Origin of the sequence: Vibrio sp. MACH09 (assembly GCF_033238805.1) — a bacterium.
Classification (GTDB): Bacteria; Pseudomonadota; Gammaproteobacteria; order Enterobacterales; family Vibrionaceae; genus Vibrio.
Window position 1 is genome coordinate 2,309,824 of sequence record NZ_BSFZ01000001.1, and the last position, 26,131, is coordinate 2,335,954.

At 43.0% G+C, this 26,131-nt stretch carries 18 protein-coding genes and 2 pseudogenes; 3 read left to right on the forward strand and 17 right to left on the reverse strand.

Going from position 1 to position 26,131, the window contains the following annotated elements; translation table 11 throughout:
• The first annotated feature begins 98 nt into the window (after window positions 1–98).
• Window positions 99–356, forward strand: a complete 258-nt coding sequence (locus CHJ_RS10255) for a YkgJ family cysteine cluster protein (RefSeq protein ID WP_317917621.1) — start codon at window positions 99–101, stop codon at window positions 354–356.
• 19 nt (window positions 357–375) lie between these two features.
• Here the strand turns inward: CHJ_RS10255 and recR are convergent, their stop codons facing one another.
• The 5 genes from recR to CHJ_RS10280 form a co-directional block, all read right to left on the reverse strand.
• Window positions 376–975 (reverse strand): recombination mediator RecR, encoded by a 600-nt coding sequence (recR, locus tag CHJ_RS10260; protein WP_171752136.1) that lies wholly within the window; start codon window positions 973–975, stop codon window positions 376–378.
• A gap of 65 nt (window positions 976–1,040) precedes the next feature.
• Window positions 1,041–1,373, reverse strand: a complete 333-nt coding sequence (locus CHJ_RS10265; RefSeq protein ID WP_171752135.1) for a YbaB/EbfC family nucleoid-associated protein — start codon at window positions 1,371–1,373, stop codon at window positions 1,041–1,043.
• A 67-nt stretch (window positions 1,374–1,440) separates the two neighbouring features.
• Window positions 1,441–3,735 (reverse strand): DNA polymerase III subunit gamma/tau, encoded by a 2,295-nt coding sequence (dnaX, locus tag CHJ_RS10270; protein ID WP_317917622.1) that lies wholly within the window; start codon window positions 3,733–3,735, stop codon window positions 1,441–1,443.
• Between the two features lie 19 nt (window positions 3,736–3,754).
• Complete coding sequence (apt, locus tag CHJ_RS10275; protein WP_171752133.1) at window positions 3,755–4,300, reverse strand: adenine phosphoribosyltransferase; 546 nt, start codon at window positions 4,298–4,300, stop codon at window positions 3,755–3,757.
• A 295-nt stretch (window positions 4,301–4,595) separates the two neighbouring features.
• Window positions 4,596–5,693: a response regulator gene (locus tag CHJ_RS10280; RefSeq protein ID WP_317917623.1), complete on the reverse strand. Its 1,098-nt coding sequence runs from the start codon at window positions 5,691–5,693 to the stop codon at window positions 4,596–4,598.
• Window positions 5,694–5,936: 243 nt separating this feature from the next.
• Here CHJ_RS10280 and CHJ_RS10285 point away from each other — a divergent pair, with 243 nt between their 5' ends.
• Complete coding sequence (locus CHJ_RS10285) at window positions 5,937–6,812, forward strand: LysR family transcriptional regulator (protein ID WP_171752132.1); 876 nt, start codon at window positions 5,937–5,939, stop codon at window positions 6,810–6,812.
• A 66-nt stretch (window positions 6,813–6,878) separates the two neighbouring features.
• Here the strand turns inward: CHJ_RS10285 and purF are convergent, their stop codons facing one another.
• The 11 genes and pseudogenes from purF to fabB form a co-directional block, all read right to left on the reverse strand.
• Window positions 6,879–8,393: an amidophosphoribosyltransferase gene (gene purF / locus CHJ_RS10290; RefSeq protein ID WP_171752131.1), complete on the reverse strand. Its 1,515-nt coding sequence runs from the start codon at window positions 8,391–8,393 to the stop codon at window positions 6,879–6,881.
• Window positions 8,394–8,423: 30 nt separating this feature from the next.
• A complete protein-coding gene (locus CHJ_RS10295; protein WP_171752193.1) occupies window positions 8,424–8,915 on the reverse strand; it encodes a CvpA family protein in 492 nt (163 codons plus the stop codon).
• A 62-nt stretch (window positions 8,916–8,977) separates the two neighbouring features.
• A pseudogene (locus CHJ_RS24130) lies at window positions 8,978–9,265 on the reverse strand (SPOR domain-containing protein); the annotation flags it as partial.
• Between the two features lie 30 nt (window positions 9,266–9,295).
• Window positions 9,296–9,508 (reverse strand): annotated as a pseudogene (locus CHJ_RS24135) (cell division protein DedD); the annotation flags it as partial.
• Complete coding sequence (gene folC / locus CHJ_RS10305) at window positions 9,498–10,772, reverse strand: bifunctional tetrahydrofolate synthase/dihydrofolate synthase (RefSeq protein WP_317917625.1); 1,275 nt, start codon at window positions 10,770–10,772, stop codon at window positions 9,498–9,500. The gene folC and the pseudogene CHJ_RS24135, both read right to left, overlap by 11 nt.
• 42 nt (window positions 10,773–10,814) lie before the next feature.
• Complete coding sequence (gene accD / locus CHJ_RS10310) at window positions 10,815–11,741, reverse strand: acetyl-CoA carboxylase, carboxyltransferase subunit beta (RefSeq protein ID WP_171752128.1); 927 nt, start codon at window positions 11,739–11,741, stop codon at window positions 10,815–10,817.
• Between the two features lie 195 nt (window positions 11,742–11,936).
• Window positions 11,937–12,731, reverse strand: a complete 795-nt coding sequence (gene truA / locus CHJ_RS10315) for a tRNA pseudouridine(38-40) synthase TruA (protein WP_171752127.1) — start codon at window positions 12,729–12,731, stop codon at window positions 11,937–11,939.
• Window positions 12,732–13,003: 272 nt separating this feature from the next.
• Window positions 13,004–18,832, reverse strand: a complete 5,829-nt coding sequence (locus tag CHJ_RS10320; protein WP_317917626.1) for a FimV/HubP family polar landmark protein — start codon at window positions 18,830–18,832, stop codon at window positions 13,004–13,006.
• Window positions 18,833–19,093: 261 nt separating this feature from the next.
• Window positions 19,094–20,107, reverse strand: coding sequence for an aspartate-semialdehyde dehydrogenase (locus tag CHJ_RS10325; RefSeq protein WP_171752125.1), 1,014 nt, complete (start codon window positions 20,105–20,107; stop codon window positions 19,094–19,096).
• On the reverse strand, window positions 20,104–21,237 hold the full coding sequence (locus CHJ_RS10330) for a 4-phosphoerythronate dehydrogenase (RefSeq protein ID WP_317917627.1): 1,134 nt from the start codon (window positions 21,235–21,237) through the stop codon (window positions 20,104–20,106). Before CHJ_RS10330 ends, CHJ_RS10325 begins: the two co-directional genes overlap by 4 nt.
• 191 nt (window positions 21,238–21,428) lie before the next feature.
• On the reverse strand, window positions 21,429–22,640 hold the full coding sequence (gene fabB / locus CHJ_RS10335) for a beta-ketoacyl-ACP synthase I (RefSeq protein ID WP_317917628.1): 1,212 nt from the start codon (window positions 22,638–22,640) through the stop codon (window positions 21,429–21,431).
• Window positions 22,641–22,842: 202 nt separating this feature from the next.
• On the opposite strand from fabB, the gene mnmC reads away from it, so the two are divergent.
• Window positions 22,843–24,867: a bifunctional tRNA (5-methylaminomethyl-2-thiouridine)(34)-methyltransferase MnmD/FAD-dependent 5-carboxymethylaminomethyl-2-thiouridine(34) oxidoreductase MnmC gene (gene mnmC, locus CHJ_RS10340; RefSeq protein WP_317917629.1), complete on the forward strand. Its 2,025-nt coding sequence runs from the start codon at window positions 22,843–22,845 to the stop codon at window positions 24,865–24,867.
• A 20-nt stretch (window positions 24,868–24,887) separates the two neighbouring features.
• Here mnmC and CHJ_RS10345 read toward each other — a convergent pair whose 3' ends face one another.
• Window positions 24,888–26,102: a GGDEF domain-containing protein gene (locus CHJ_RS10345; protein WP_317917630.1), complete on the reverse strand. Its 1,215-nt coding sequence runs from the start codon at window positions 26,100–26,102 to the stop codon at window positions 24,888–24,890.
• Window positions 26,103–26,131 lie beyond the last annotated feature (29 nt).

Consider the following 26,131-nt stretch of genomic DNA (forward strand, 5'->3'; position numbering starts at 1 on the left):
AGGATTTAGGGCGAGATTTATACTCCTGTCATCAGTAAAGTGCAAGAGGTTCCTTTCTTTGTTACTATGCCCGCCGCTACTGAATATGAGGATCTATTATGGAATGCCGTTTAGGCTGCGGGGCATGTTGTATTGCGCCAAGTATATCGTCACCCATTCCCGGTATGGAAAAGGGTAAGCCAGCCAATACTCGTTGTGTTCAGCTCAATGATGACAATCTTTGTAAGCTATTTGGTCAACCAGAGAGACCCAAAGTCTGTCACGATTTTAAAGCGTGTCCTGATATCTGTTCAACCAGTAACGCGCAAGCGTTAATTAATATTGAAGAACTAGAGCGTGTAACTCACACACTCTAACTCCTAGAGACGGTACGACTTACAGTTTTTGTCTACCCAGTAATGAGTGGGACAAAGTGGTGCCATCCACCAACTCTAACTCTCCCCCTACGGGAACACCGTGAGCGATACGACTGGCATTCACCTTATGGGCATGACAAAGCTCCGCTATATAATGAGCGGTGGCTTCACCTTCTACCGTTGGGTTGGTTGCTAAGATCACTTCGTTTATATCACCGCGCTGTAGACGGAAATCTAAAGTGTCGAGTCCAATATCACCAGGACCAATGCCATCAAGTGGTGATAGATGCCCCATCAAGACAAAGTAACGGCCAGAGAATTGACCCGTCGCTTCCACCGCGGCGATATCCGCTGGGCTTTCAACCACACAAAGTAAGCCATTTTCTTGTCTTTTTGCATTGTTACAAATATGACAGGTTTCTTCTTCTGTAAAGGTGCGACACTCGCTGCAATGGCCAATTTCGGTCATCGCTTTCGATAACGCTTCAGCTAGCTGCAAGCCACCTTTTCTATCTCGCTGTAACAAATGAAAGGCCATACGTTGCGCTGACTTGGGACCAACCCCAGGCAGACACCGTAAGGCCTCCATCATCTGTTCCAGCATATGACTGGTACGCATAAATTACCTAAGTAACCTCGGCTTGGGATAAGTAAGCCAAGGTAGCTTTAATTGTAAATTTGTTATTAGAATGGCATTTTCATGCCCGGTGGTAGTTGCATACCTCCGGTAACAGACGCCATTTTCTCTTTTTGTGTCTCTTCAACTCGACGTGCTGCATCATTGAACGCTGCGGCAATCAAATCTTCCAACATCTCTTTATCGTCTTCCATTAAGCTTTCGTCAATGTCAACGCGACGAACACTATGGGAACCGGTAATGGTAATTTTTACAAGGCCAGCACCTGATTCACCGGTCACTTCCATATTGGCAATTTCTTCTTGCATCTTCTGCATACGATCTTGCATCTGTTGGGCCTGTTTCATTAGGTTGCCCATACCGCCTTTTCCACCAAACATTTTATTCTCTCTGGTTAACGATTGTTTCACTTAACAATGGGGTTAAAGTTGACGAACTTCAACCCTTTTATATCGGTCTTACACTCTCTCTGTCCAATGATGCTGCAAATCGAGCTTGGATAAACTGTACATTGGCATCATTTTCTAGCGTCGAGAATGCAGATTGTAGTTTCTGTTGATATAACGCTTCTCTTAGTTCTAAAGGTGTTTCACCTTTATCACTGATTTCAACTCTTAAGTAGCAATGTTCACCTAGTGCTTGATTAAGAGCCTGTAATAATTCTCGCTGAGCTTTATCGGTATTTAAATGAGCTTGAGACGGTCGCAGAAATAGCTGAATGGTAGAACCATGTTTTTCATAGTAGGAGTTCAACGCCAACTGCTCAACTAGCTTTGCGGTATCTAGTGATTGAATCAATGCCGCCCAAGGGTTACTACTTACCGACTCGACTCGAAGCTTCTCCATCATCTCTGGCGTTTTGGCATGTTCTAAAGCTTGTTTTACCTGCGTAGGTGTTAACTCACCACTCTCTTTTTCAACAACAATTTTACTCGGCTTCCACTGATAAGGTTCGTTATCGGTGTTACTTTTCTCTTCTGTTGATGACATCGGCATCGCTTTAGCCGCAACACCGTGCTGCTGCGCGACTCTATCTAACACATTATCTGGCGATACCGATTTAGACTTTTTTACTTGATTACGCTCGCTATTTGTCGGGTTTGATGACGCTCTTTTAGAACGTAATTGATGACGTAACCCTACTCTAGCGGGAGCCGTACTCTGAGGTACTTGTGACGAGGCTTGTTGCACTGGAGCAGCCGGTTCTACCATAGGCTGCGAAGCTTGCGTCATTTCTGGCTGTGTTAATGGATAGTCGTTATTGTCCTGCATTGAGTAGCTCATCGGCTCATACTCTTCCATTTCGGCAGGATAATCATCCTCAGAAGGCATAGGTGGCTGTTCTTGATGAGCAACTCGATGACCCTCAACTGGAGGCTGCTCTACTGTAGGAGCAGGCCTTGATACAGGCTGGGCTTCTTCTGTTACAGGTACAGGATTTGTAACAGGTATAGGGCTTGTAACAGGTATAGAAGGAGATACCATCTCGGCGCTAGCTGTTGGTCTAGCTTCAGGTGTCACTGTAGGCTCTATTTTTTCAACCGTTTTTGCTACACCCGTCGCTTGTGTATTCTCTGGTTGCTTAATCTCAGGCTGCTGACGATTTGGCAGTTTAGTCTCCGGCAGCGTGGTATCAATACTGGTTGCTGTGACGCTTTTTGCCGGCCTAAAGGCAATCATGCGCAGTACTGCCATTTCAACCCCCATTCTTTCGCAAGGGGCATAAGCTAAATCTTGTCGGCCTTTCAACGCTATCTGATAGTAAAGCTGCACATCTTGAGGAGAAAGATGTTGTGTTAGCTGAGCAATACGCTCCGCATCGGGCTTACTTTTATCTAAGCTTGCGGGTAATGCCTGACACATTGCAATGCGATGCAATTGACTGGCTAGCTCTTGCAGTAGCGAGTCCCATTCAGCACCGTTAGCGGCGAGTTCTTGCACCACCGACATCGCAACCTGAGCTTGCTTGCTGCTAATCGCTTCCAGCAAATAGATCGCTTGGTCAGTATCAATAGTTCCCAGCATGGTCGAAACGGTATCGCTATCAACCGTTCCGTTGCCAAGAGCGATAGCCTGGTCGGTCAAACTAAGTGCATCACGCATACTGCCATCAGCGGCATAGGAGATCATGCCCAACGCTCGCGCTTCCGCGGTAACGTTTTCGTGTTCAAGTATAAAATTTAATTGCTGATGTATATTATCGACACTTATCGGTTTTAAATGGAATTGTAAGCATCGGGATAGAATGGTGACCGGCAGTTTTTGTGGATCGGTCGTTGCCAACAAAAACTTAACGTATTCGGGTGGTTCTTCTAATGTTTTAAGGAGCGCATTAAAGCTGTGACGAGATAGCATATGAACTTCATCTATCAGGTAAACCTTAAAGCGCCCTCTAGCTGGCTTATATTGAACGTTATCGAGCAGCTCACGAGTGTCTTCAACCTTAGTTCGAGACGCCGCATCAATCTCTAGTAGATCAACAAAACGTCCCTGATCGATTTCTCGACACGTATCGCATTCACCGCAAGGGGTTGATGTGATCCCCGTTTCGCAGTTGAGCCCTTTAGCAAAAAGACGACCAATGGTGGTCTTGCCTACACCTCTTGTGCCACTAAATAGATAGGCATGGTGCAGTTTATTTTGTATTAACGCATTTTCTAATGCCGTTAATACATGTGCCTGTCCAACCACTTGATTAAACTGGTGTGGACGCCATTTTCGCGCTAACGCTAAATAACTCATTCAATATTTCCGAGACGGTTTAGTGACCTTCGAAGTCACAAATGCTGTATACATCAAGACCTAAAGCTTCTAGACGCTTATCACCACCAATTTCAGGTAGGTTTATAACGAATGCTGCATGGTCAACGATGCCGCCAAGTTGACGGATTAGTTTTGTCGTTGCTTCGATTGTACCGCCAGTAGCAAGTAAATCATCAACAACCAGTACTTTATCGCCTTCAGAAATTGCATCAACATGTATTTCTAAAGTATCAGTACCGTATTCCAATTCATAAGATTCTGATTTGGTTTCACGAGGCAGTTTGCCAGGTTTTCTCACTGGAACAAAGCCTAAGCCAAGTTCTAACGCTAAAGGCGCGCCAAATAAGAAACCACGAGCTTCTGTACCAACGATTTTAGTAAAACCTTGGTCTTTGTACTTCTCAACCAGTAGCTGAATCGTTGCTTGATAAGCTTTTGGGTCTTCCATAAGGCTTGTTACATCGCGAAACAAAATACCTGGTTTCGGATAGTCAGCAATGGATTTGATACTTGATTTAATCAGTGAAATAGTTTCAGTTGTCATAGTCATTTATTTGTTGTGATGCCAGCGTTTGTATACTCAAATTTGTTTTTGTCATTATCTTGAGTAACGCGAGCGCTTTAAAAAAGTCGCCAATGATCGCAGAGCTTGCAGATTTTGGCGCGCATAAAAAACAAATGCCCACTCCGAAGAGTGGGCACACTTCCTCATTATGTTAGTGATTTTCTGTTGCGGGGGCAATAAGGGAAAGCAACGCAAACGTTCAAACTGCCGCTATGTTACAAAAAACCTGACTACTCGCACAAAAAACAGATCCACTAGGCCAATAAAGCAGCAATCATTTGCTTTTTTGACGAATCTCCAAATTAAAATGACTCACACCAATATTAGCAAGGGTTAATTTGCTATTAACACCCACTGGCAAAGACTTAAGTACATCATTATCAACACACGAATCCCCCAGTTTATTACCGGGAAGAATATGAAAACTTTTTTGACCATCTGTCCAAATTGCTTCCAATCCGGCAGGTATGATCTCGATGCTGCAATCTGTCATATCAACCACACCAAATATAGCACCGACTTTAGCAGCACATTCCGTGCACTCTATTCCTTGCTCTAACCTCGCAACAAAGTCAGTGGTTTTTACCGCAAACTCTTGGTGACGAAGGCAGTCGTTGAATAGTGCTCGAATCAGCAGAGCACTGCCGACACCGCAGCCATCATCTGCCGTCGAGTCCACCAGATAAAAAGCGAACTGACCATCAATAAGCCACGCATAGTCAAACACCAGAGGCATGGACTCTAATGATTGCAACAAATTATAACTGCAATGCCAGTCGCCTTGTTTGCTGTCGCGATTTGGTAACAATGCAGTTAGAAGCTCTCTTGCTGCATTAGGATTGTCTTTTAAGTAACTCAAATGCCAATGCAGTTCGTTGTCTTCCGGAATGTCTCCCTGCTCGCCCACACGAAACCATTGGCTGGAAAAATCACGGGATATAGACGAGTGCTTTGAATCATCATCCAAGATATTAGCGATAGCGGACATTAAGTGGTTCGGAATAGTAATAGGCTTGGTTAGAAAATCTTTTATACCAAATCGCAACGCTTTCGCTACGTCTGACATGTCATCGGTGGCTGAGACAACGATCATTGGTATGTCAGGGTATTCCCAACTTACCTCTTCGGCAAACTCAATACCATCGAGTATTGGCATAGAAATGTCACAGATGATGATATCAGGAACATGCTCTCTTAACTGCTGTAACCCATCTAAACCATGTTCTGCTTCTACAACGCTATACCCTTCTTTTTCTAACACTGCTGAGATGAAACGACGAAATACGGCATCATCATCTACCAACATTACCGTTTTACTGTCGAGCTCACTATCTTGCACCAACTGATCACTCTCGGCTGTATTAGTAACCATATAAACCTCACGTAAATAGGTCTGAGGACATCTTTATAATTTTTGTTTTTCCCTATAAAAGGTAGTTGCCAATCGTAATTAATACAACATGTGCTACCGAGTAATTAATTAATATATTAATAAAATAGCAAAAAACCTACAGTTTTGTTTAAAAACACAACAACAAATTGATACAAAGCAAACTAAATATACCTACTTAGGGTTAAATTGGTCTAATTCGTATATTGGAAGTCTGTATTTTTCATGAAATTTGACGATTTGAACCTTTTTAGGCTTGTAGTTGAAAATGGTAGCTATACCGCTACTTCTCGTAAAACATTAATCCCTGTCGCGACGATTACTCGACGTATTCAGGCACTTGAGGACTCCTTAAACCTGAGGCTGCTCAATCGCCACGCTCGTAAACTCTCTTTAACGGAAGCTGGAGAGCGCTTTTATCAAGAGTGTTCGCCATTATTAAAACGATTATCCACCACAACTGAAGAGATCACGGATGATTGTAGAGGCGCCGCGGGTAAGTTGCGTATTTCCGCTCCTTCAAATTTAACTAAGCGTCTTATTTTACCGATGCTTAGCGATTTTATGGCGCAATACCCAGACATTAATATTGAACTCACTATGAGCAATAAAGCCGATCAAATAGATCCAACTGAATGGGATATTATTTTTAAAGTTGGCCCTCAAAGAGACTCCAGTCTTATTGCTCGCAAAATTGATTCAGTAAAAGATATATTAGTTGCAAGCCCTGATTATTTAGCCAATAACGGCGCACCGCTAGAACATGCTGACGACCTAACTCAACACTCATTATTAAAAGGTCACCCACTGATGAAGTGGCAACTGACCAACACGGATGGTGAAACGGTCATTAACAATGATAAAGCACGATTTGAGGCAAACACTTTAAATGTTGTTCGACGAGCAGCCGCTAGCGGTTTGGGAATCACTCTGATGCCAGACATTATGCTGGTTGAGTATTTTGAGAGGGGGGATGTCGTTAGAGTATTAGATCAATGGAGCGCAAACCCGCGGGATATTTATATGCTCTATAACCATAAAGATCATCAACCAGAAAAAGTTCGCTTACTGATCGACTTTGTGACTCATTACAATCATTAATAAAAAATAACCCGGATAATCCGGGTTATTTTTTATCTATACATAATCACTTACAAGCCATGATGTTTAAGCGTCTTCATTGTAGAGCTCTAAACTGGCTAAATCTTGCTGAATATCTTTTTGCAGTTTTGCATCATTTCCACGCAGTGATTCTAAAAAGTCTAAATACTTCTGATCGATATCACCAGTGACATATTCGCCATTAAAAACGGATGCTTCAAATTGGCTAATATCCATGTTACCCAGACCAACCGCGGCAATAAGATCTTCTAGTGACTGATAAATCAGTGCGTCTGCACCAATCAATTTAGCAATCTCATCGGAATCTCTACCATGAGCAATTAATTCATTGGCACTTGGCATATCAATACCATATACGTTCGGGAAACGAATTTCAGGCGCCGCAGAAACCATATAAACCTTATTTGCTCCCGCTTCTCTCGCCATTTCAATGATCTGCTCAGAAGTGGTTCCTCTAACGATCGAATCATCAACAAGCAATACGTTCTTGCCTTTAAACTCAGAACGAATCGCGTTTAGCTTGCGACGTACCGATTTCTTCCGCTGTGTTTGACCCGGCATAATGAAGGTTCTACCAACATAGCGGTTTTTTACAAAACCTTGTCGGTATGGTTTCTCCATAATTTGCGCTATCTGTAGTGCAATATCACATGAAGTTTCAGGAATAGGTATTACCACATCAATATCAAGATCTGACCATTCATGCTGAATCTTGTCTCCTAACTTTTTACCCATTTCCACACGAGCGCTATAAACGGAGATTTTATCGATAAATGAGTCAGGGCGAGCAAAGTATACGTATTCAAATATACAAGGGTTTAGCTGAGGATTATCGGCACACTGTTGGGTAAACAGTTGCCCTTCGAAAGTAACATAAATCGCTTCGCCAGGTGCAACATCACGGACAAAATCAAAGCCTACTGCATCTAGCGCCACAGACTCAGATGCAACCATATATTCAGTCCGCTCCCCTTGTTGTCTTTTTCCTAGACAGAGAGGTCGAATACCGTTGGGATCTCGAAATGCGATCATACCATGTCCAATAATCATGGCAGCTACCGCATAGGCGCCTTTAATCGTTCTGTGTACATTGGTTACCGCTCTAAAGACATCTTCAGAAGTCACATTACCTTTTACAGTATCAATCTCATGAGCGAGAACATTTAATAATACTTCAGAGTCAGAGGTGGTATTAATATGTCGGCGGTCTTTCTCAAACAGTTTATCTCTGATTTCAGCAGAGTTGGTTAAGTTACCGTTGTGAGCCAAGGTAATTCCAAATGGCGAGTTAACATAAAACGGTTGAGCTTCAGAAGCACTAGAGCTCCCTGCTGTTGGGTATCTAACATGCCCAATGCCAACATTCCCTTGTAGCCTTTGCATATGCTTGGCGGCAAACACATCTCTTACTAATCCATTCGCTTTCCGCAGACGAAAACGATTGCTTTCTATGGTAACAATACCGGCGGCATCCTGGCCACGGTGCTGTAACACTGTTAAGGCATCATAAATTGACTGATTGACAGGCGATGCTCCAACGATTCCAACAATACCACACATGTGTTAACCCTCAATGTTCATAAAATGGTGCTAAACAGCACCAGATAAAAAGCTTGATGTTTCTCGTAAGTGCTCAAAGAAAGGGGCAATAATTCGGCTAAATTCCGGGATGAGCTGGGAGTCCTTCCACCACTGAGCCCCGGGAAATGACGTAAATGCATCCATAAAAAACAGCAATGCCGAAACGATCAACACACCTCTTAGTAATCCAAACACCGCACCCAGTACTCTATCTGTACCGGATAAACCTGTTTTTTGTACTAATTGGCCGATGACATAGTTTATAACAGCACCCACAATTAAGGTTGCAATAAAGAGTGCCGCGATAGCGCACCCTTTACGAAACATTTCATCTTGTATATTGGTAAAGTAAACCGCTAATTTCTCATAAAACTGACTGGAGATAAAAAACGCTCCGAACCAGATAACAAGAGACAAGGCTTCTTTAACAAAACCGCGAATTAAGCTGATTAAAGCCGATAGCCCGATCAAGGCTAAAATAACAAAATCGATCCAAATCATTTGCATAGTATCTTCGAGTTGGCGCGCATTTTAACAGAAAAAACGCTGACGCAAACGTTTTCTTATGGGTTAAGTGGCTTAAATTTCATCAATTGGCCTTTTGAGCCAGTGATTTTTTGCAATTCTTTTACCTGCTTCTCAAGCTTAGCTTTTGATGTATCAGGGCCAATGATAATTCGAGTAAATGTATTCTCTTTTTTTGTATGAGCCTGATAGCCTCGCTTTTGCAAGTCAGCGACAAGTGTTTTCGCATTTTCAGCATTTTTTAACGCCATGAGCTGAATAATCCATGCGCTATCTTGATATTGATTATTCTCTACAATATCAACAACAGTGACTGCCACTTCATCTTTTATATTTTCTTTACTGCTATCTTCCTGTACAGGAGAGTCTGGCAGCGCCGTTTGCACTTCAACAGGCTCAAGAATTTCAAAAGACTCAATTTCTGTATTCACATCCGGCTTAATCGGTATAGCAGCCAGTTCTTCTTTATAGTGTTTTTTCTCACCATCAAGCAGATCTGGAAGAACAATAACACCTGCTGCAACCAATATGATGGTGCCTACCAGTCGGCTCTGAAATCTAGTTGCCATTTGGACTCCTTTGTAACTGCAGATACACCAGTATCTCAGCTACCGTTCTAAACGACCCCACCACTAACACCACATCATCTTTCTCCGCCAAGGCTATCGCCTCTTTGTAAGCCAACGTTGGTGTTGAAAATGTTTGGTTATTAGCTGGAAGGTACTTTGCTAACTCTTCTGCACTCGCGGCTCTTGGCCCATCGAGTGAGCCGGGATACCAACGATCAACAATAGGCTCTAATGCTTCAACCGTTGCCTGAATATCTTTGTCGTGCAACATCCCGATTACGCAGTGAACATGACGCTGAGGGTAACGTAACTTTACTTGCTCCACGAGGTAGCCAGCAGAGTGCGGGTTGTGTGCAACATCTAACACCACTGTTGGAGAGGTTGAAACGGTTTGCATTCTTCCAGCAAGCTTAGCGCTGTTTAAACCATTAACGATGTTAACATCCGAAATATCAAGCTCTGCCACTCCTAGCGCCATAATAGCGGTTGCGGCATTTGCCATTGGCAAATTTGGCTTTGGCAGGTGATTTAAATCAAATGCGCCACTCTGCCAGTCCCACTCATTCTCTTTTTCTTGGTACTGAAAATGGAAGCCGACTTGATACAGTTTTGCGCCAACTTCATCGGCATATTCAGCAACCGATATAGGCGCATCAGGCTGCCCACATATAGCAGGTTTGCCTTGACGAAATATGCCTGCTTTTTCACGGCCAATTACGGTAATATCATCCCCAAGCCAATCCACATGATCGATCGCTAAACTGGTAATGACCGAGACATCATGATCAACCACATTGGTGGCGTCTAGTCTGCCTCCTAGTCCCACTTCTAATAAAACGACATCAACCTTCTGTTGTTGAAAAAGTTTTAACGCTGCGAGTGTACCAAACTCAAAGAAGCTTAAGCTGGTCTCTTCTCGAATCGATTCAACATAATCAAAAGCTTGGCAATGCATAGCATCAGGTAGCATTTTGCCATTAATTCTGACGCGTTCATTATAGTGAATAAGGTGTGGAGAGCTATAAACACCGACTGAATAGCCAGCATCAATCAATATAGCTTCTAGGATGGCGCACGTTGAACCTTTACCATTTGTTCCCGCAACTGTAATTACTTTCTCAGCAGGTTTGGTTAAGTTCGCGTTCTTGGCAACAAGGCTAATGCGCTGTAGTCCAAGATCAATCGCACTGGAATGGATATTTTCTAAATAATCAAGCCACATCGGCAGTGACGATGTGGCTTGAGGGATTTGTTTTTGACTCATTTAACTATTGATCACATCAAGCGGTTAACGTTAATGAGTACTTTACTCTTTTTCTTCGGCTACGGGTACTGTGTATTCTTCTTCTTTGGGAGAATCATCAACAGAGACAACCAAAGGAGAAGTGTGATTGGTCATTTTTGCAACTAATCCACCAACACGTTGACGCATTTCACGTCGATCGACGATCATATCAATCGCACCGTGCTCAAGTAAAAACTCGCTTCGCTGGAAGCCTTCAGGTAAATCTTCACGCACAGTCTGTTCAATAACTCGACGGCCAGCAAATCCGATCAACGCATTAGGTTCACCAATATTAATATCACCTAGCATTGCCAGACTAGCAGAAACGCCACCCATAGTTGGGTCTGTCATGACTGATACGAATGGCAGTCCTTCTGCTGAGAGTTTTTCTAACGCCGCACTGGTTTTCGCCATCTGCATAAGAGACATTAGTGCTTCTTGCATTCTCGCACCACCACTAGCAGAAAAACAAACTAGACCACATTTATTCTCAATGGCTGCTTCAACCGCTTTAACAAAGCGTGCACCCACCACAGAACCCATAGAGCCACCCATGAATGAAAACTCAAAAGCACAGGCCACAATTGGCATGCCTAATAGCTCGCCTTTCATCACAACCAGAGCGTCTTTCTCGCCACTGTTTTTTTGTGCTGATGCAATACGTTCTTTATAACGCTTTGAGTCTTTAAACTTAAGCTTATCTACCGGCTCTAGATCATTTGCCAGCTCTTCACGTAAGCCTTCATCTAAAAAAGTTTCTAAACGACGACGCGCTTTCATACGCATGTGATGATCGCACTTTGGACATACTTCCAAATTACGCTCAAGTTCCGCATGGTATAACACCTGTTCGCATGAGGTACACTTGGTCCACACACCTTCAGGAATAGACGCTTTACGGGAACTTACAATACTGCTTTTGGTTAATATTTTTTCAAGCCAACTCATGGAAGACCTTTTTCTTTGATTCCCTCGCCACATGGCGAAAGAGTTATAATTCAATAAAATGCGCTGAGATTAAAGCACAGTTTCTCTTATCTGTAGACAAAAAACTGGTTGTACCTATTTTTGAGAGCAAGGTATATCACTCTCGCTAACAAATTTGGAACACAATCTATTGATTAAGTTCCCTTAAACATGGGTCTAGTTCAAATTGTCAGGAAGGAATAACGGTCCGATTGGTTCTGTTGGTAAATCAAATAGTTGAGGATAATCCACATCAACCAAATAGAGCCCTTCGGCTTTGGCTGTAGCCCCTGCAAGCTTTCGATCTTTCTGCTGTAAGAGCCACTCAATCCACTCTGGCTCCTGTTGACCTTTACCAACGTTAATTAAACTACCCGTAATATTTCTTACCATATGATGTACGAAAGCATTAGCCTTAATATCAATAATGACAAAGTGCCCTTGTCGCGAGACATTTAAGTGCATGATATTTCGCCAAGGACTATTTGACTGGCAATGTGATGCTCTAAAGGAACTAAAGTCATTTTCACCTAACAAGAACTGACCCGCTTCATGCATCTTTTCTGCATCGAGCTCGCCGTGATAATGGCTAATACCATTTGCTAGAATCCCCGGCCTTAGGGTGTGATTGAAAATAATGTAACGATAACGTCGGGCGGTAGCGCTAAAACGAGCATGAAAATCCTCTGAGACCTCTTTAGCCCAACGAACAGCAATATCTTCAGGCAGTTGCGCATTCACTCCCATTGTCCATGCAACAGGCTTACGAATAACGTCGGTGTCGAAATGAACCACTTGACCTGTACCATGAACACCCGCATCTGTTCGACCTGCACACTGCACTTCTATCGGCTGTGTCGCAATTATAGACAGCGCTCTCTCAAGCTCTTGCTGGACACTATTCACGTGTGTTTGACGCTGCCAACCAGAATACTGTGTTCCATTATATTCTATGCCTAGAGCAATTCTCATCGTATTGACCAAGTTCGTTTTCTAAAGGGTGAGCAGTATATAATTTCAGTTAAAGATAGAAAAGCCTGAAAGAAACAAATAAAAAGCAGTTAAATATCAATAAATTAAACAATTATCTTTGGTAAGAAACAGAGTTCTGAGACTTGTAAGGCTATTTTTAAACAGTGACAGAACAAAAAAACGACACCTGTTGTACCTAAGTAACGTCAAAATACTCTCCCAAAGGATAAGCTTTATTGGTTATGGTTACGGTGCCGTTCTCTGTTCTGCTATTAATGTTTCACTTTGTCTATTAATTCTTTCGCTTGCTGGCGAATTTCATCATCACCATAAACGATAGCTTCTTCTAATAGACGAATAGCGCCCTCTTCATCATTCATTTCGATATAGATCTTAGCCAAATCGAGTTTTCCGGCGGCTTCCGAGTTTGAATCTACATCCAGTTGGTTGATCTCTCCTATTACATCAGGGAACTCATTTAAGCCAACATCTAGATTTAATTCTTCCTCATCTGGATCAATATCATCATCACTTTCCAGCTCTGATTGCGCCATTAACTCATCAACACTCATGTACTGGCCGGCGATATCCTCTTCATGCCCAACATCAGGCTGCTCACTCCAATCCTCTTCATCAATGGTGGGTTCACTCGAGTGCTCACCCCAGATATCTTTTTGATCATCAGGAATGTCATTGGATATGTCTGCCTGTTGCTCTGCTGACAAACTGAATCCGTTCCAGTCTTCTCCACCAACATCGAGCATTGCATCAAGATCCATGCCCGCGCTATCAATAGTTTCGCTATCAAGCGCTTGTTCCGGCACTGCCGTAACGGGCGCACTTTGCTCTGAAAGTAGCTCAGCCATAGACTGAGATTCATCATGATGAATGGTATCGTGAGTAACATCATCACTTTCTTGCTCACTAGGCAACTCTTCAGCCAACCCATTGGATTCCGTCTCTTGCCTTAGGTCTTCGGAATCCAAAGTGTCTTCAGAAGCAAACGCATCTTCAGAGCCAAATGCATCTTCTAACGCTTGTTGTTCGGTATACTCACCAAGCTCTTCAACACTTAAGCCAACCTTTTGTTCAAGCTGCAATGGTTCAGCTTCTGGCAGATCCATCTCTGGTTCAATATCATCATTTTCAAGGTCAGCTAACGCTTGTTCTTCAGTATACTCACCAAGTTCATCGTCTGATAATACTGGCTCATTTTCTTGCTCAAGTAACGAATCTTGCTCAACCTCGAACTCAGCTTCAGAAAGCTCATCGGCAAGGCCGTCAAGTTGATTGTCATCTGTTTCACTTATATCTAATGCACTTGTATCTAGCTCGCCTAACTCATCGAGTTCCTCTAGTTCACTTAGCTCATCGATATCAAGATCATTCGTTCGCTCTGATTCTGATTCAATACTGGCCGAGTCAAACGCGTCAGCTAATGCCTGTTGTTCCGTAAACTCACCAAATTCATCATCTGATAATGCTGGCTCATTTTCTTGCTCTAGCTGTTGCTCCTGCTCAAGGTCTAATTCAGCTTCAGAAAGCTCATCGGCAGGCTCATCAAATTGATTGTCATCTGTTTCACTTATATCTAATGCACTTGTATCTAGCTCGCCTAACTCATCTAATTCCTCTAGTTCACTTAGCTCATCGATATCAAGATCATTCGTTCGCTCTGATTCTGATTCGATACTGGCCGAGTCAAACGCGTCAGCTAATGCCTGTTGTTCCGTAAATTCACCAAGTTCATCATCGGTTAGCTCTAAATCCATCTCTGATGACGATTCTTGAGCGATTGATTTCTCGGTTACGGCTTCATCAACTTCGGGCTCGTCAACGTCAGCTTCTACAATCTCAGGCTCTACAACCGACTGTTCAGAACCTAGCTGTTGCAGCGATTCATCAATAGACGGCTCTAAAGGTTCATCAAATGCATCAATCTCAGTTTCTACTTGTTCTGCATCAAGAAGAGCTTCATCCAAGTCGTGATCCATCGAATCAAGTTCGTTGTCACTTAATTCCGGCTTTTCCTGTAGCTCTAGCTCAGACTCAATACTATCTTCATCAATTGAGTCTGCAACGGCTTGCTCCTCGGTATATTCACCAAGTTCATCATCGGTGATATCCATTTCAGGTTCAGATAGCGGTGGTAACTCTTCATCTAGTGAATCGGTTTCAATCAGCTCATCTAACTCTTCGGACTGCTCTAGAGGTTGTTCAAGTTCATCGCTCTCAGCTTCTGTTTCTTCAACATCTACTGCCTCAACATCTTCAATGAGGTCGTCCGTTAAGTCATTCTCAATAGCAGTATGTTCATTTGCTTCGAACTCATCTTCACCTAACAACTCAACTTCATTAGGTTGTTCGGATCCTAGATCGTCTTGCAGCTCAGACTCAATTTCTTCCGCGTCAATTGAATCAGCTGGCACATGCTCTTTAGTCTCGTCACCAACTTCATCATCAGATATGTCCAGCTCAGATAACTGCTCTTGAGAGTCATCCACTGTTTCAGCTTCAAACTCAGGTTCAGGTTCAGTAACATTGTCTAAGTCACTTTCAATCGCTTCACGTTCGCTAGCATCTACATCTTGCTCATCAGCGTCAGACAGCTCTGCTTCATTTAATTCAGTAATGTCCAGCTCTTCTGGCTGCTCAAGCTCAGACTCGATGCTTTCTGACATCATTGAATCATCGGCTGTACCCTGCTCAACAGGTTCGACAGATTCTGCAGCTTCTTGCAATAGCGACTCATCAAGCAACTCGCTCTCTGATGCCGGCTCTTCAACGCTCTCTAACTGAGTTTCATCAACCTCAACAGGACTCTCTTCAGAGTCATCCGAAATTAACTCATCGATATCAACATCAGCTTCTGCGGACTCTGGTTGCGAAGGTTCATCACTTTCTAATGGCGCTTCTAATTGCTCATCAGGCGAACTCTCCATTTCCAGCGAATCATCAGCTTCTGTTGTTTCGGCTTCTTCAAACTTCTCTGTCTGTTCCAGCTCACTCTCGGCAGCGTCTTCTAAATCGGCTGGCTCTGGCTCTGGCTCTGGCTCTGGCTCTGGCTCTGGCTCTGGCTCTGGCTCTGGCTCTGGCTCTGGCTCTGGCTCTGGCTCTGGCTCTGGCTCTGGCTCTGGCTCTGGCTCTGGCTCTGGCTCTGGCTCTGGCTCTGCAGGAGTTTGACTCTCTTCATCATCAAAAATCCAATCTTCATCTTGAGGAACACCAAACTCATTTGCCACTGCTTGGTTTTGCTCTGTCTCGGGTTCTGCTGTTACTTCTGCGACCTCGTCAACTGTCGCGCCTTCTTCCTTTGCTTGAACGTCCCCGTCCCCTGAAAGCTCATCTAATTCCGCGAGATAATCGTCAACATTTTCTAATGTTTCTATCTGCTCGACATTTTCAGAGCCTTCAATTTGTGGAGAGAAATTAAAACCGTCATCAACAAGTTCTGCATCATCGCTAGTGCTATCAGTGTCTGGTGACTGAACATCATTAGATTCAGAAGCTGAATCTGCACTCACAGTCTCTTTATCCGACACACTTGTATCTAAAAGCTCATCCAATATCGCTGCGTCAGCAGTTGATGAATCCACTTCATCATTGAGCAATTCATCTAACAATTCTGTACTATCTTCAGATAGCTCTGCTACCTCATCTAACTGCTCGCTATCACCGACTAAATCGTCACCAAGCAGTTCATCTAACAACTCGGTGCTATTTTCTGAGAGCTCTTCTACTTCATCTAGCGGTTCGCTATCACCGGTTAAATCGTCACCAAGCAACTCATCTAACAGTTCGGTGCTCTCTTCTGATAACTCGGCTACCTCATCCAGTTGTTCGCTATCACTGGTTAAGTCATCACCAAGCAGCTCATCTAACAGTTCAGTGCTCTCTTCTGACAGTTCAGCTAACTCATCCAGTTGTTCGCTATCACTGGTTAAGTCATCACCAAGCAGCTCATCTAACAGTTCAGTGCTCTCTTCTGACAGTTCAGCTAACTCATCCAGTTGTTCGCTATCACTGGTTAACTCATCACCAAGCAGTTCATCTAACAGTTCTGTGCTCTGTTCTGATAGTTCCGCTAACTCATCTAGCTCTTCAGAGTCACTCGTTAACTCATCATCAAGAAACTCATCTAATAAATCGGTACTATCTTCTGCTAGTGCCGCGACATCTTCGTCATCAGCGATTAATTCATCTTCAAGAAGTTCATCCAGTAAATCGGTACTGTTGTCTGCCAGTTCTCCATCACTGTCTGCTTCAACTTCATGACCTGCTTCGTCACTACTGCTATCCATCTCTTCCTGAAGCAGTTCATCTAGCAAATCGGTCGTATCACTGTCCAACTCTTCCGTTGCTGGCTCTTGTTCAGAGATATCATCAAGCAGCTCGGTACTGTTTTGGTTAAACAGATCATCAATATCGTCTTGGCTGCCAGTAGAAAGATCGTCAGCATTATCATCAGATAAGTCAAAATCGTCTGAGTCTTCGCTTTCTGATAGGAGGGAATCGAAGTCAACATGTGACTCTTCCTCATCGCTATCGGCATCTCCATCCGCGTCTTCACCAAGATTATTAAATAGGCTGTCTAAATCATCTTGGTCAAGGGAATCGCCATCCAACACTTCCGTCTCATCATCAGAGGAGAGAAGTTCATCAAGCTCTGCTTGTGACATTTCGCTGTCATCAGAGAGGTCAAACTCATTCTCAATGTCATCTGGTAAAATGGTGTTATCGTCATCTAGAGCCCGCTCCATTTCTTCTAGACCCAGCGCTTTCTCATCGCCATCGACACTAATACCGTTAGCGCTCTCTTCTAACTCGTCGTCAGCTTGATCACCATCAAAATCACCATTGTCAGCGATACTCGCAAATGGATCTTCGCCATCACCATCATCTAAATTAAAGTCAAGATCGCTATCGTCTAAGCTGGCAAAGATATCCGACTCTTCTTCCTCGTCTTCATCTTCATCAACATCAAAGATATTTTCATCTGAATCATCGCCAAACAGGTCATCATCAATGGAGACCTCTTCATCAATATCAGAGTCGAGGTCGATATCATCGTCGTCATCAAGAAGTGTCACCACATCTGATTGCACAGGCATCTCTTCCTCAGCTTCCTGTGGTGCTCCACCTCGGCGAGTTAATATAAGAACGACGATAAGAACAAACAACAATCCGGGAATCAGCGCAAGTAGCACGACAAACCAAGTATTTGCCAGCAACAGGTCCAGCTGACTAGGCTTCATTGCCTCTATATCTGCTTTCTTAATCCGCTCTTCTTCTAGTAGTTTCTCTACTTCATTACGGATGCGGTTCTCATCACTAAGCTCATCTTTTAGGTTGCCGACTTCTGATTGCACGTCCGACAACATTAAGCGCAGCTTGTGATTTTTCTCTTCCAGCGCACTTAACTCACTGTTGGACTCCGTTAACTTCTCTTTTAGTTTGTTAACTTCTACGCCAGATTTTGCTTTTTCCGCCATCATTGGCTGAGCCGCTTCTGTTGGCTCTGGCTTATCCGTAGGTTTTGTTTCCGTAGTCGGTTCTGTGGTCGGCGCTTTGTTATCCAGTAACTCTGACGTCACTTTAGGTGGTTTTACTGGAACCAAATTCACTTCAGAGGTGGCAGGCTGCTCTGGGATAGGCTCAGCTATGGTGTTGTCGGTTAACCTATCTTGATGCACTTTTAGAAGGTTTATCGCCTCATTAACATTCTCTGCCTGAACTTGGCTTTGTGATGGCACTCTTAAACGACTGCCTGGAATTAATTCGTGAATATTTTGATCAGCGAAAGCTTGAGGATTGAGCTTGTATATTGCTAACAAGGTTTGTTGAACAGATAAACGAGTATTTGGTCGTAGCTTTGTCGCAATAGACCAAAGCGTCTCATTTTGACCCGTTGGGCCATAATAGTTGGCGGGTTGACTTTGTTGAGTCGAGCGGTTTTGAATAATGGATTGATTATATTGAGGTGATGATTGAACTTTTCCATCAGGCCCGATAAGTCGAATACCTTCTGCCGATGCAGAATGAATTTGTACTGTTGCAAGTAACGCTAAAGGCGTAATAAGACGCTTTAGAAAATGGGACATATAAATGCTCGTCTTTGTGCGTTCTAAAAAATATAACTGATCTGGTAAATATATCGGATAACGAGGGGAAAACTATAGATATTAGAGAAAAAAATGCGTTGGAACGCTTGTTTATTTGATTTTTGTACAAAAATTCACATGTTTTTGTCGTGAATGCTTACAGAAACTACATTGACGACTTTATCAAAAGGAGTGAAATAAAAGCTGGCTCCTTAGATAAAAGCCAGCTTTACTCTTTAATATTGTTGGAAAACGCGGTTATTAAAAATAATCGCGGATTAGCAGTTCTGCAATTTGCACCGCATTTGTGGCTGCGCCTTTTCGCACATTATCCGCTACCACCCATAAATTGACGCCGCTATGGTGACTTATGTCATTACGAATTCGACCCACCATAACGTGGTCTTTTCCGCCAGCGTGACCAACTTGAGTTGGAAACTCTGCATCATGAAAAACCTCAATCCCTTCCGTTTGTTCCAACAGTTGTACTACATGACTCGCGTCGATAGGAGAACGGGTTTCAACGTGAACAGATTCCGCGTGGCCATAAAAAACAGGCACACGTACGCAAGTAGGGTTCACCATAATAGAAGGGTCATTGAAAATCTTTTGGGTTTCCCACACCATTTTCATCTCTTCTTTGGTGTAGCCATTTTCCATAAAAGTATCTATTTGTGGAATGCAGTTAAATGCAATTTGTTGGCTAAACGCGTCAGGTTCTGCCGGCACACCATTTAACAGTTTGGCGGTTTGACCTGCAAGCTCATCAATTCCTGATTTACCTGCTCCAGAGACGGATTGATATGTGGATACGTTTATACGTTCAATACCCACTTCATCATGAATAGGCTTTAGCGCAACCAACATCTGAATCGTTGAACAGTTAGGGTTAGCGATGATATTACGGTTACGAAACTCCGCTATCGCTTCCGGATTCACTTCTGGCACAACGAGAGGGATATCGTAGTCATATCTGAAGTGTGACGTGTTATCAATAACCACAACACCTTCATCTGCGGCAACTGGGGCCCATTTCTCAGACAGTTCCCCACCAGCGGAGAAAAGCGCAATATGAACTTGTGACCAATCAAAGTGCTCGACATTTTCCACCTTGATTGTTTTGCCATTAAAACGATAGGTTTTACCTTCACTACGCTCACTTGCTAATAGGTAAATATTGCCAACTGGAAACTTTCTTTCCTGTAATATTTCAACAATGGTTTCACCGACAGCTCCAGTAGCTCCAAATACGGCGACATTAAATTCTTGGCTCATTTTTTACCCTCAATTTGAAAACCTAATTTAGCTAAAGGCGCGAGATTGCACTCGTCACTTCCAGTTAATTGAATTGCACTATACTCTCTTCTGTCCCAATAGTTTTTACGCATTTGATCAAATGCACCTTCTTTCCCTATTTCTCTACGAAATATTGCGTCATCAAGCCGCACATCATAGATCAATTGAATTAAATTTTGCAGTGTCGCTTCATTCCAGGCTCTATCCAGTTCCACTTTAGGAATAGGAGCAGTTGGAAGCAACGAATTAGCATCCGCTCTTTGTGACTCACCCATAAACTGGCAGTAATAATTGTAGATCATGGTTGTCCCACGCGCTTTACCTTCAAGGCCATAGCCAGCAATATGCGGTGTTGCAAAATCCAAGTAAGGCAGAAGTTCTAAATCTACTTTTGGTTCAAACTCAAACACATCTAACGAGGCACTAAAGCCATCACCTGTAATCAACCTCTGCTTTAATGCTGCATTGTCCACCACAGGACCGCGAGCAGCATTTATCAGTATTTGATCACCACGCATGGCCTCTAATCTCGCAGAGTCAATAAGGTGATGCGTCGGATAATCCCCCTCTTTGGTAATGGGGGTATGTAAGGTAATAATGTCAGCGCTATCAAGCAAAACATCGAGCGAAACAAACTGACGAGGATCCCCTTCTAACTGTTTAATCGGATCATTTAGCAGAACCTCTATACCAATACCTTCAAGACACTTTGCCAAATAGCTGCCCACTTGACCGGCACCGACAATACCCACTTTTTTATCAAATATGGAGAAACCCTTTTGCTGAGCCAGAATCATGACGACACTTATTACATACTCTGCGACACCAACTTTGTTGCAGCCCGGAGCAGCCGTAAAGAATATGCCTTTGTCTTTCAATAACGCTTGATCAACGTGGTCCATTCCCGCGGTTGCCGTGCCTACAAATTTTAGTTTATTGGCATGAGTTAATAAGGACTCATTCACTTTCGTTACCGAGCGAATCATTAACGCATCAATATCTTGTAGATCTTCGGCTTGAATGGTGCGGCCAGGTTTGCAAATGACCTCACCTAGTTGGCTGAATAGCGCCTCAGCATAAGGCATGGCTTCATCAATAAGGATTTTCATAGAAAAGAGTTAATTATGTTTGAATAATGGCGATTGTACACATTATACCTGCAGATAAAAATGCCCGACTACCTAAGTAGCCGGGCAAATTCCAGAACAAAAGGACATATTCCGCTCTCAAAGGAACATGTTTGCGTCTGTAGATCAGTATAACTGATCGATTCTGGAAACTTTTCGCTCTCCTTTACGGATTAAGCTTCATATTTTTTTATGACCAAAGTGGCATTTGTACCACCAAAGCCAAAGCTGTTAGACATAACGGTCTTAAGCTCAGTATCGCGTTTTTCTGTCACGATATCTAAACCATGAGCCGCTTCATCAAGATTAGCAATATTGATACTTGGTGCGATAAAACCGTTGTCTAGCATCAGGGTTGAGTAGATAGCTTCATGTACACCAGCAGCGCCTAGAGCGTGACCAGTCATCGCTTTAGTAGCAGAAATGGCTGGGCTGTTGCCACCAAACACTTCTTGAATCGCTTCTAACTCTTTACCATCACCAACAGGTGTTGAAGTACCGTGAGTATTCACATAATCCACGCTATCAACATCTTGCATCGCAATGTTCATACAACGTACCGCGCCTTCACCTGAAGGAACAGTCATATCGTAGCCGTCAGATGTTGCGCCATAACCCACGACTTCACCATAAATTTTTGCGCCACGCGCTAATGCGTGCTCTAGCTCTTCGATAACGACAATGCCGCCACCACCAGAAATAACGAAACCGTCACGATCGGCGTCGTATGTACGAGAGGCAATATCCGGCGTCTCGTTATATTTTGTCGATAATGCACCCATCGCATCGAACATCATTGTCTGAGTCCAATCGAGCTCTTCACCACCACCGGCAAAAATAACGTCTTGTTTGCCTAGTTGAATCAGTTCCACAGCATGACCAATACAGTGAGCAGAGGTTGCACATGCAGAACTCATAGAGTAGTTAACACCACGAATCTTAAACGGTGTCGCCAAGCAAGCTGATGTTGTTGAAGACATGGTACGCGGAACCATATAAGGTCCAACACGACGAACGCCTTTTTCACGAAGAGTATCTACCGCAACACGTTGGTTGATGGCAGATGCACCACCTGAACCGACCACAATACCGGTACGGTCATTTGACACAACATCTTCTGGCAAGCCTGCATCTTCGATCGCTTGCTCCATTGATAAATATGCATATGCGGCTGCATCACCCATAAAACGCATTTTTTTGCGGTCAATATGTTCTGCAGGGTTGATTTTTAAGTCACCCCATACTTGAGAACGTAAGCCCATCTCTTTAAATTGCTCAGATGCGTTTATGCCTGATTTGCCTTCTTTTAACGATACCAATACTTCTTCAACGTTATTACCGATACTAGAGACAATTCCCATACCAGTGATGACAGCGCGTTTCATTTCATATTCCTATAAATATTAAGTCAGTAAGATAATAACCAAGTTACAACACAAAAGTGGTCAGCTTTCCTATAAAGCCGTACAATTCAAACCAATTATTCGACATATACCCAAACTACTTAGGCTTGCAGGTAAGTTTCCAGTTACCTGTCACACTGCTGCAGCTTCAAGTAGCAAGAGTATAGCAACACTCGGCAAGACGATGACAACAATTACCAATGCCAATCTTGATTGGAATGATGCTGGAACTCCTGTTTCAGAACAATTTGACGACGTATATTTTTCCAACACTAATGGGTTAGAAGAGTCAAAATATGTTTTTCTTCAGCAAAATAATCTACCAGAAAGATGGCAAACATATGAACAACGCCGCTTTGTTATCGCCGAAACTGGATTTGGTACTGGATTAAACTTTCTTGCAGTATGGCAGTGCTTTGAAAAATTTCGAGCAGAATATCCAAATTCGCCACTAAAAGAACTACATTTCATCAGTTTTGAGAAATTCCCCTTAAACAAGACTGATTTATATAAGGCGCACCAATCTTGGCCAGAGCTTGCAATATACGCCAAAGAGTTGCAGCAAAATTACCCTATCGCTCTTCCTGAATGCCATCGCATCGCCATGGCAAAGGGTATGATAACTCTTGATCTCTGGTTTGGGGATATCAAAGAAACTTTACCCAGTGTCCCTGTTAACGATGCTGGTATTGTAGACTGCTGGTTTCTTGATGGGTTCGCTCCAAGCAAAAATCCAGACATGTGGAGTCAAACACTGTTTGATGGCATGGCTCAACTGGCAAAAGTTGGCAGTAGCTGCGCAACTTTCACTGCCGCGGGTTTTGTTCGCCGAGGCTTAATTGATGCCGGCTTTGAAATGAAAAAAGTTAAAGGGTTTGGCCATAAAAGAGAGATGATTGCTGGGACACTTCCGGATAAGCAGTTCAAGGGTAACATACCAGCTTGGTTTGCTAGACCTGATACAGATAATGTTGAGGATATTGCTATTATAGGAGGCGGCATCGCCAGCGCTATATTAGCAGATAAGCTATGCCGAAGAGGTAAAAAAGTCACCCTGTACTGCCAAGATGAAGAAGCGGCTCTCAATGCATCAGGAAACCGACAAGGAGCACTTTACCCATTACTCAACGGCTCTCACACCGGTGTATCACGCTTATTTGCCCCGGCTTTCTTATACGCGAGACAATATGTCGAACAGCTAGCAAAAACCATCTCTTTTGATCATGATTGGTGTGGCGTCACTCAATTGTTATGGGATGAAAAGTCCGATAACAAATTAAACAAACTGCTTGAGGGGCATTTTCCTGAACAACTTGTACATAAGCTGACCGCAGAACAATCTAGCAAAGTTGTTGGGCTACCTATCGACTGCCCGAGTGTCAGCTACCCTCTTGGTGGCTGGCTCGCGCCTAGACAACTGACGCAAAACTTACTTACACACCTTCAGTCGGAACATAATCTTTCTGTTCACTTTAACTGCAAAATAGATAAACTAGATTATCTAGATAACGATAAATTGTGGCAATTAACATCGGAAAAACAGCCATTTAAACATCAGTCTGTGGTGATCGCCAATGGCCATCAATTCACTCATTTCCACCAGACTCAATCTATTGCCGCAACGTCTGTTAAGGGGCAAGTTTCCCATTTACCTACCACAAAAAACTTAGCCAAGCTGAATACGGTACTCTGCTACAACGGTTATATGACGCCTTCCAATCCACGAGATCAACTGCACTGTATCGGCGCAAGCCATGATCGAAACTGTGTCGATCAAGATTTCGACGCAGAGATACAACAAGAGAACAGGTATAAATTGCTCCGTAGCTTACCAAAACAGCAATGGCCGAAGGAAGTTGATGTCAGTGACAATCTCTCTCGTCAGGGCGTACGCTGTGTAACACGAGATCACCTGCCCTATGTTGGGAATGTTTGCGACTTAGAAAAAATAGCCAGTGAGTACGCCGATTTAAAAAATAATAAAGCATCTGCATCTAACGTTGCAAGTTACCCTAACCTATACTGTTTTGCTGCATTAGGTGGCAGAGGGTTATGTTCCGCTCCATTAATGGCAGAAGTGTTAGCCAGCCAAATATGTAACGACCCGCTGCCATTACCAAATGAGATGTTAGAGGTGATTCATCCGGGGAAAATGTGGATAAGAAGGTTGCTAAAAGGAAAGCCTATCCATGCATCTCATTCACTATAGCACTATCGCCAGCTATGACATTAGTTAACTAATTCAGCGGAGTACTCCACTCTATTCCGGCCATTATTTTTGGCAGAATAGAGTGCTGTATCGGCTTGTTTTACAACAGCCTGATAATCTCGATGTTTGAAACTGTTATCAGCAACACCAAAGCTCATCGTTAGCATCTCTTTTTCTGTCGTAAATTTAGGACGATAGTTACTGAGGTAATATTGAAGGCTATTGGCCACCTGCAATGCTTCTTTGAGTGACAGTTTGGGCAATACAATCATAAACTCTTCTCCTCCCCATCTTCCCACCTCTCCTGATCGACCAATAAGATCCGTGAGTATTGAAGCCACTTCAATAAGTGCTTGGTCTCCCACATCATGCCCATACTTATCATTGGTTGCTTTAAAATAGTCTAAGTCACATAAAATAACCGAAAACTGGCGATGGTTTTGAACGGATTTTTTAAACTCCTGTTCAACTATCGACTCAATTTTTCTTCTATTAAATAGATTCGTAAGACTATCAGTCGTGGCTAATTTTTCCGTCTCTTTTAGCAGCACTTTTTGTAATGCCGCCCGCTCTTCAGTAATACTAAAAAGACGGCCACTAACCATTAACTGTAATGAAAAAACAAACAGTGTCATCGCCACAATAGTCGCCATAACAAGTATGGTCTCGTAGGATGAGATAGAGAAGTAATCAGTTGGGGAACCTTCAACAAACGCAAAATAGGCCCGACAAGAAGAGATAATCGCCAAGGATACAATGGCAACGCCAAGACTATAAATAAAATTGCTATCTCCGCTTTTTACCTTGATATAAAGCAGATACAGCATATGAGAATAAGTCACCAGTATCATGCTACTAAAGACAATAATGCGGCTAGAAAGATCGTACTCAATTAAAGTGAAATAACTGTATAGTAAGGTAAAGAGAATGGTGTAGGCGTAGTAAATACTTTTGTACAACTTTATTTTCAAGAATGCACTAAGTCCAAACAGAAACAGTACATTGCTAAAAAACATCAATATATTGGCGACAATAACCGTTAACAGTATGGGTAATTCGCCTCTAAACACCCCTAACGAGAGACCAAGGGAAAAAAGAAAGAAGCCCGCAAAAAAGTAACCTAAACCAGAGAAACGCCCTTTATTCTGCCACCAAGTTATTGCAAAAACGTAGGTGCTGATGTATCCAACAAAGACAAAAACAACTACCGCTGTTTTCATGTCAAACCCATTCATTTCTGCACCTAATGATTTTTGTTATTTAG

Excerpts from the sequence above, each read along its gene's own strand:
- truA (WP_171752127.1), bottom strand. The coding sequence starts at position 12,731 with ATGAGAATTGCTCTAGGCATAGAATATAATGGAACACAGTATTCTGGT.
- purF (WP_171752131.1), bottom strand. The coding sequence starts at position 8,393 with ATGTGTGGTATTGTTGGAATCGTTGGAGCATCGCCTGTCAATCAGTCA.
- apt (WP_171752133.1), bottom strand. The coding sequence starts at position 4,300 with ATGACAACTGAAACTATTTCACTGATTAAATCAAGTATCAAATCCATT.
- CHJ_RS10320 (WP_317917626.1), bottom strand. The coding sequence starts at position 18,832 with ATGTCCCATTTTCTAAAGCGTCTTATTACGCCTTTAGCGTTACTTGCA.
- CHJ_RS10280 (WP_317917623.1), bottom strand. The coding sequence starts at position 5,693 with ATGGTTACTAATACAGCCGAGAGTGATCAGTTGGTGCAAGATAGTGAG.
- CHJ_RS10330 (WP_317917627.1), bottom strand. The coding sequence starts at position 21,237 with ATGAAAATCCTTATTGATGAAGCCATGCCTTATGCTGAGGCGCTATTC.
- CHJ_RS10325 (WP_171752125.1), bottom strand. The coding sequence starts at position 20,107 with ATGAGCCAAGAATTTAATGTCGCCGTATTTGGAGCTACTGGAGCTGTC.
- accD (WP_171752128.1), bottom strand. The coding sequence starts at position 11,741 with ATGAGTTGGCTTGAAAAAATATTAACCAAAAGCAGTATTGTAAGTTCC.
- mnmC (WP_317917629.1), top strand. The coding sequence starts at position 22,843 with ATGACAACAATTACCAATGCCAATCTTGATTGGAATGATGCTGGAACT.
- folC (WP_317917625.1), bottom strand. The coding sequence starts at position 10,772 with ATGAGTCAAAAACAAATCCCTCAAGCCACATCGTCACTGCCGATGTGG.
- CHJ_RS10255 (WP_317917621.1), top strand. The coding sequence starts at position 99 with ATGGAATGCCGTTTAGGCTGCGGGGCATGTTGTATTGCGCCAAGTATA.
- CHJ_RS10285 (WP_171752132.1), top strand. The coding sequence starts at position 5,937 with ATGAAATTTGACGATTTGAACCTTTTTAGGCTTGTAGTTGAAAATGGT.
- recR (WP_171752136.1), bottom strand. The coding sequence starts at position 975 with ATGCGTACCAGTCATATGCTGGAACAGATGATGGAGGCCTTACGGTGT.
- CHJ_RS10345 (WP_317917630.1), bottom strand. The coding sequence starts at position 26,102 with ATGAATGGGTTTGACATGAAAACAGCGGTAGTTGTTTTTGTCTTTGTT.
- fabB (WP_317917628.1), bottom strand. The coding sequence starts at position 22,640 with ATGAAACGCGCTGTCATCACTGGTATGGGAATTGTCTCTAGTATCGGT.
- dnaX (WP_317917622.1), bottom strand. The coding sequence starts at position 3,735 with ATGAGTTATTTAGCGTTAGCGCGAAAATGGCGTCCACACCAGTTTAAT.
- CHJ_RS10295 (WP_171752193.1), bottom strand. The coding sequence starts at position 8,915 with ATGATTTGGATCGATTTTGTTATTTTAGCCTTGATCGGGCTATCGGCT.
- CHJ_RS10265 (WP_171752135.1), bottom strand. The coding sequence starts at position 1,373 with ATGTTTGGTGGAAAAGGCGGTATGGGCAACCTAATGAAACAGGCCCAA.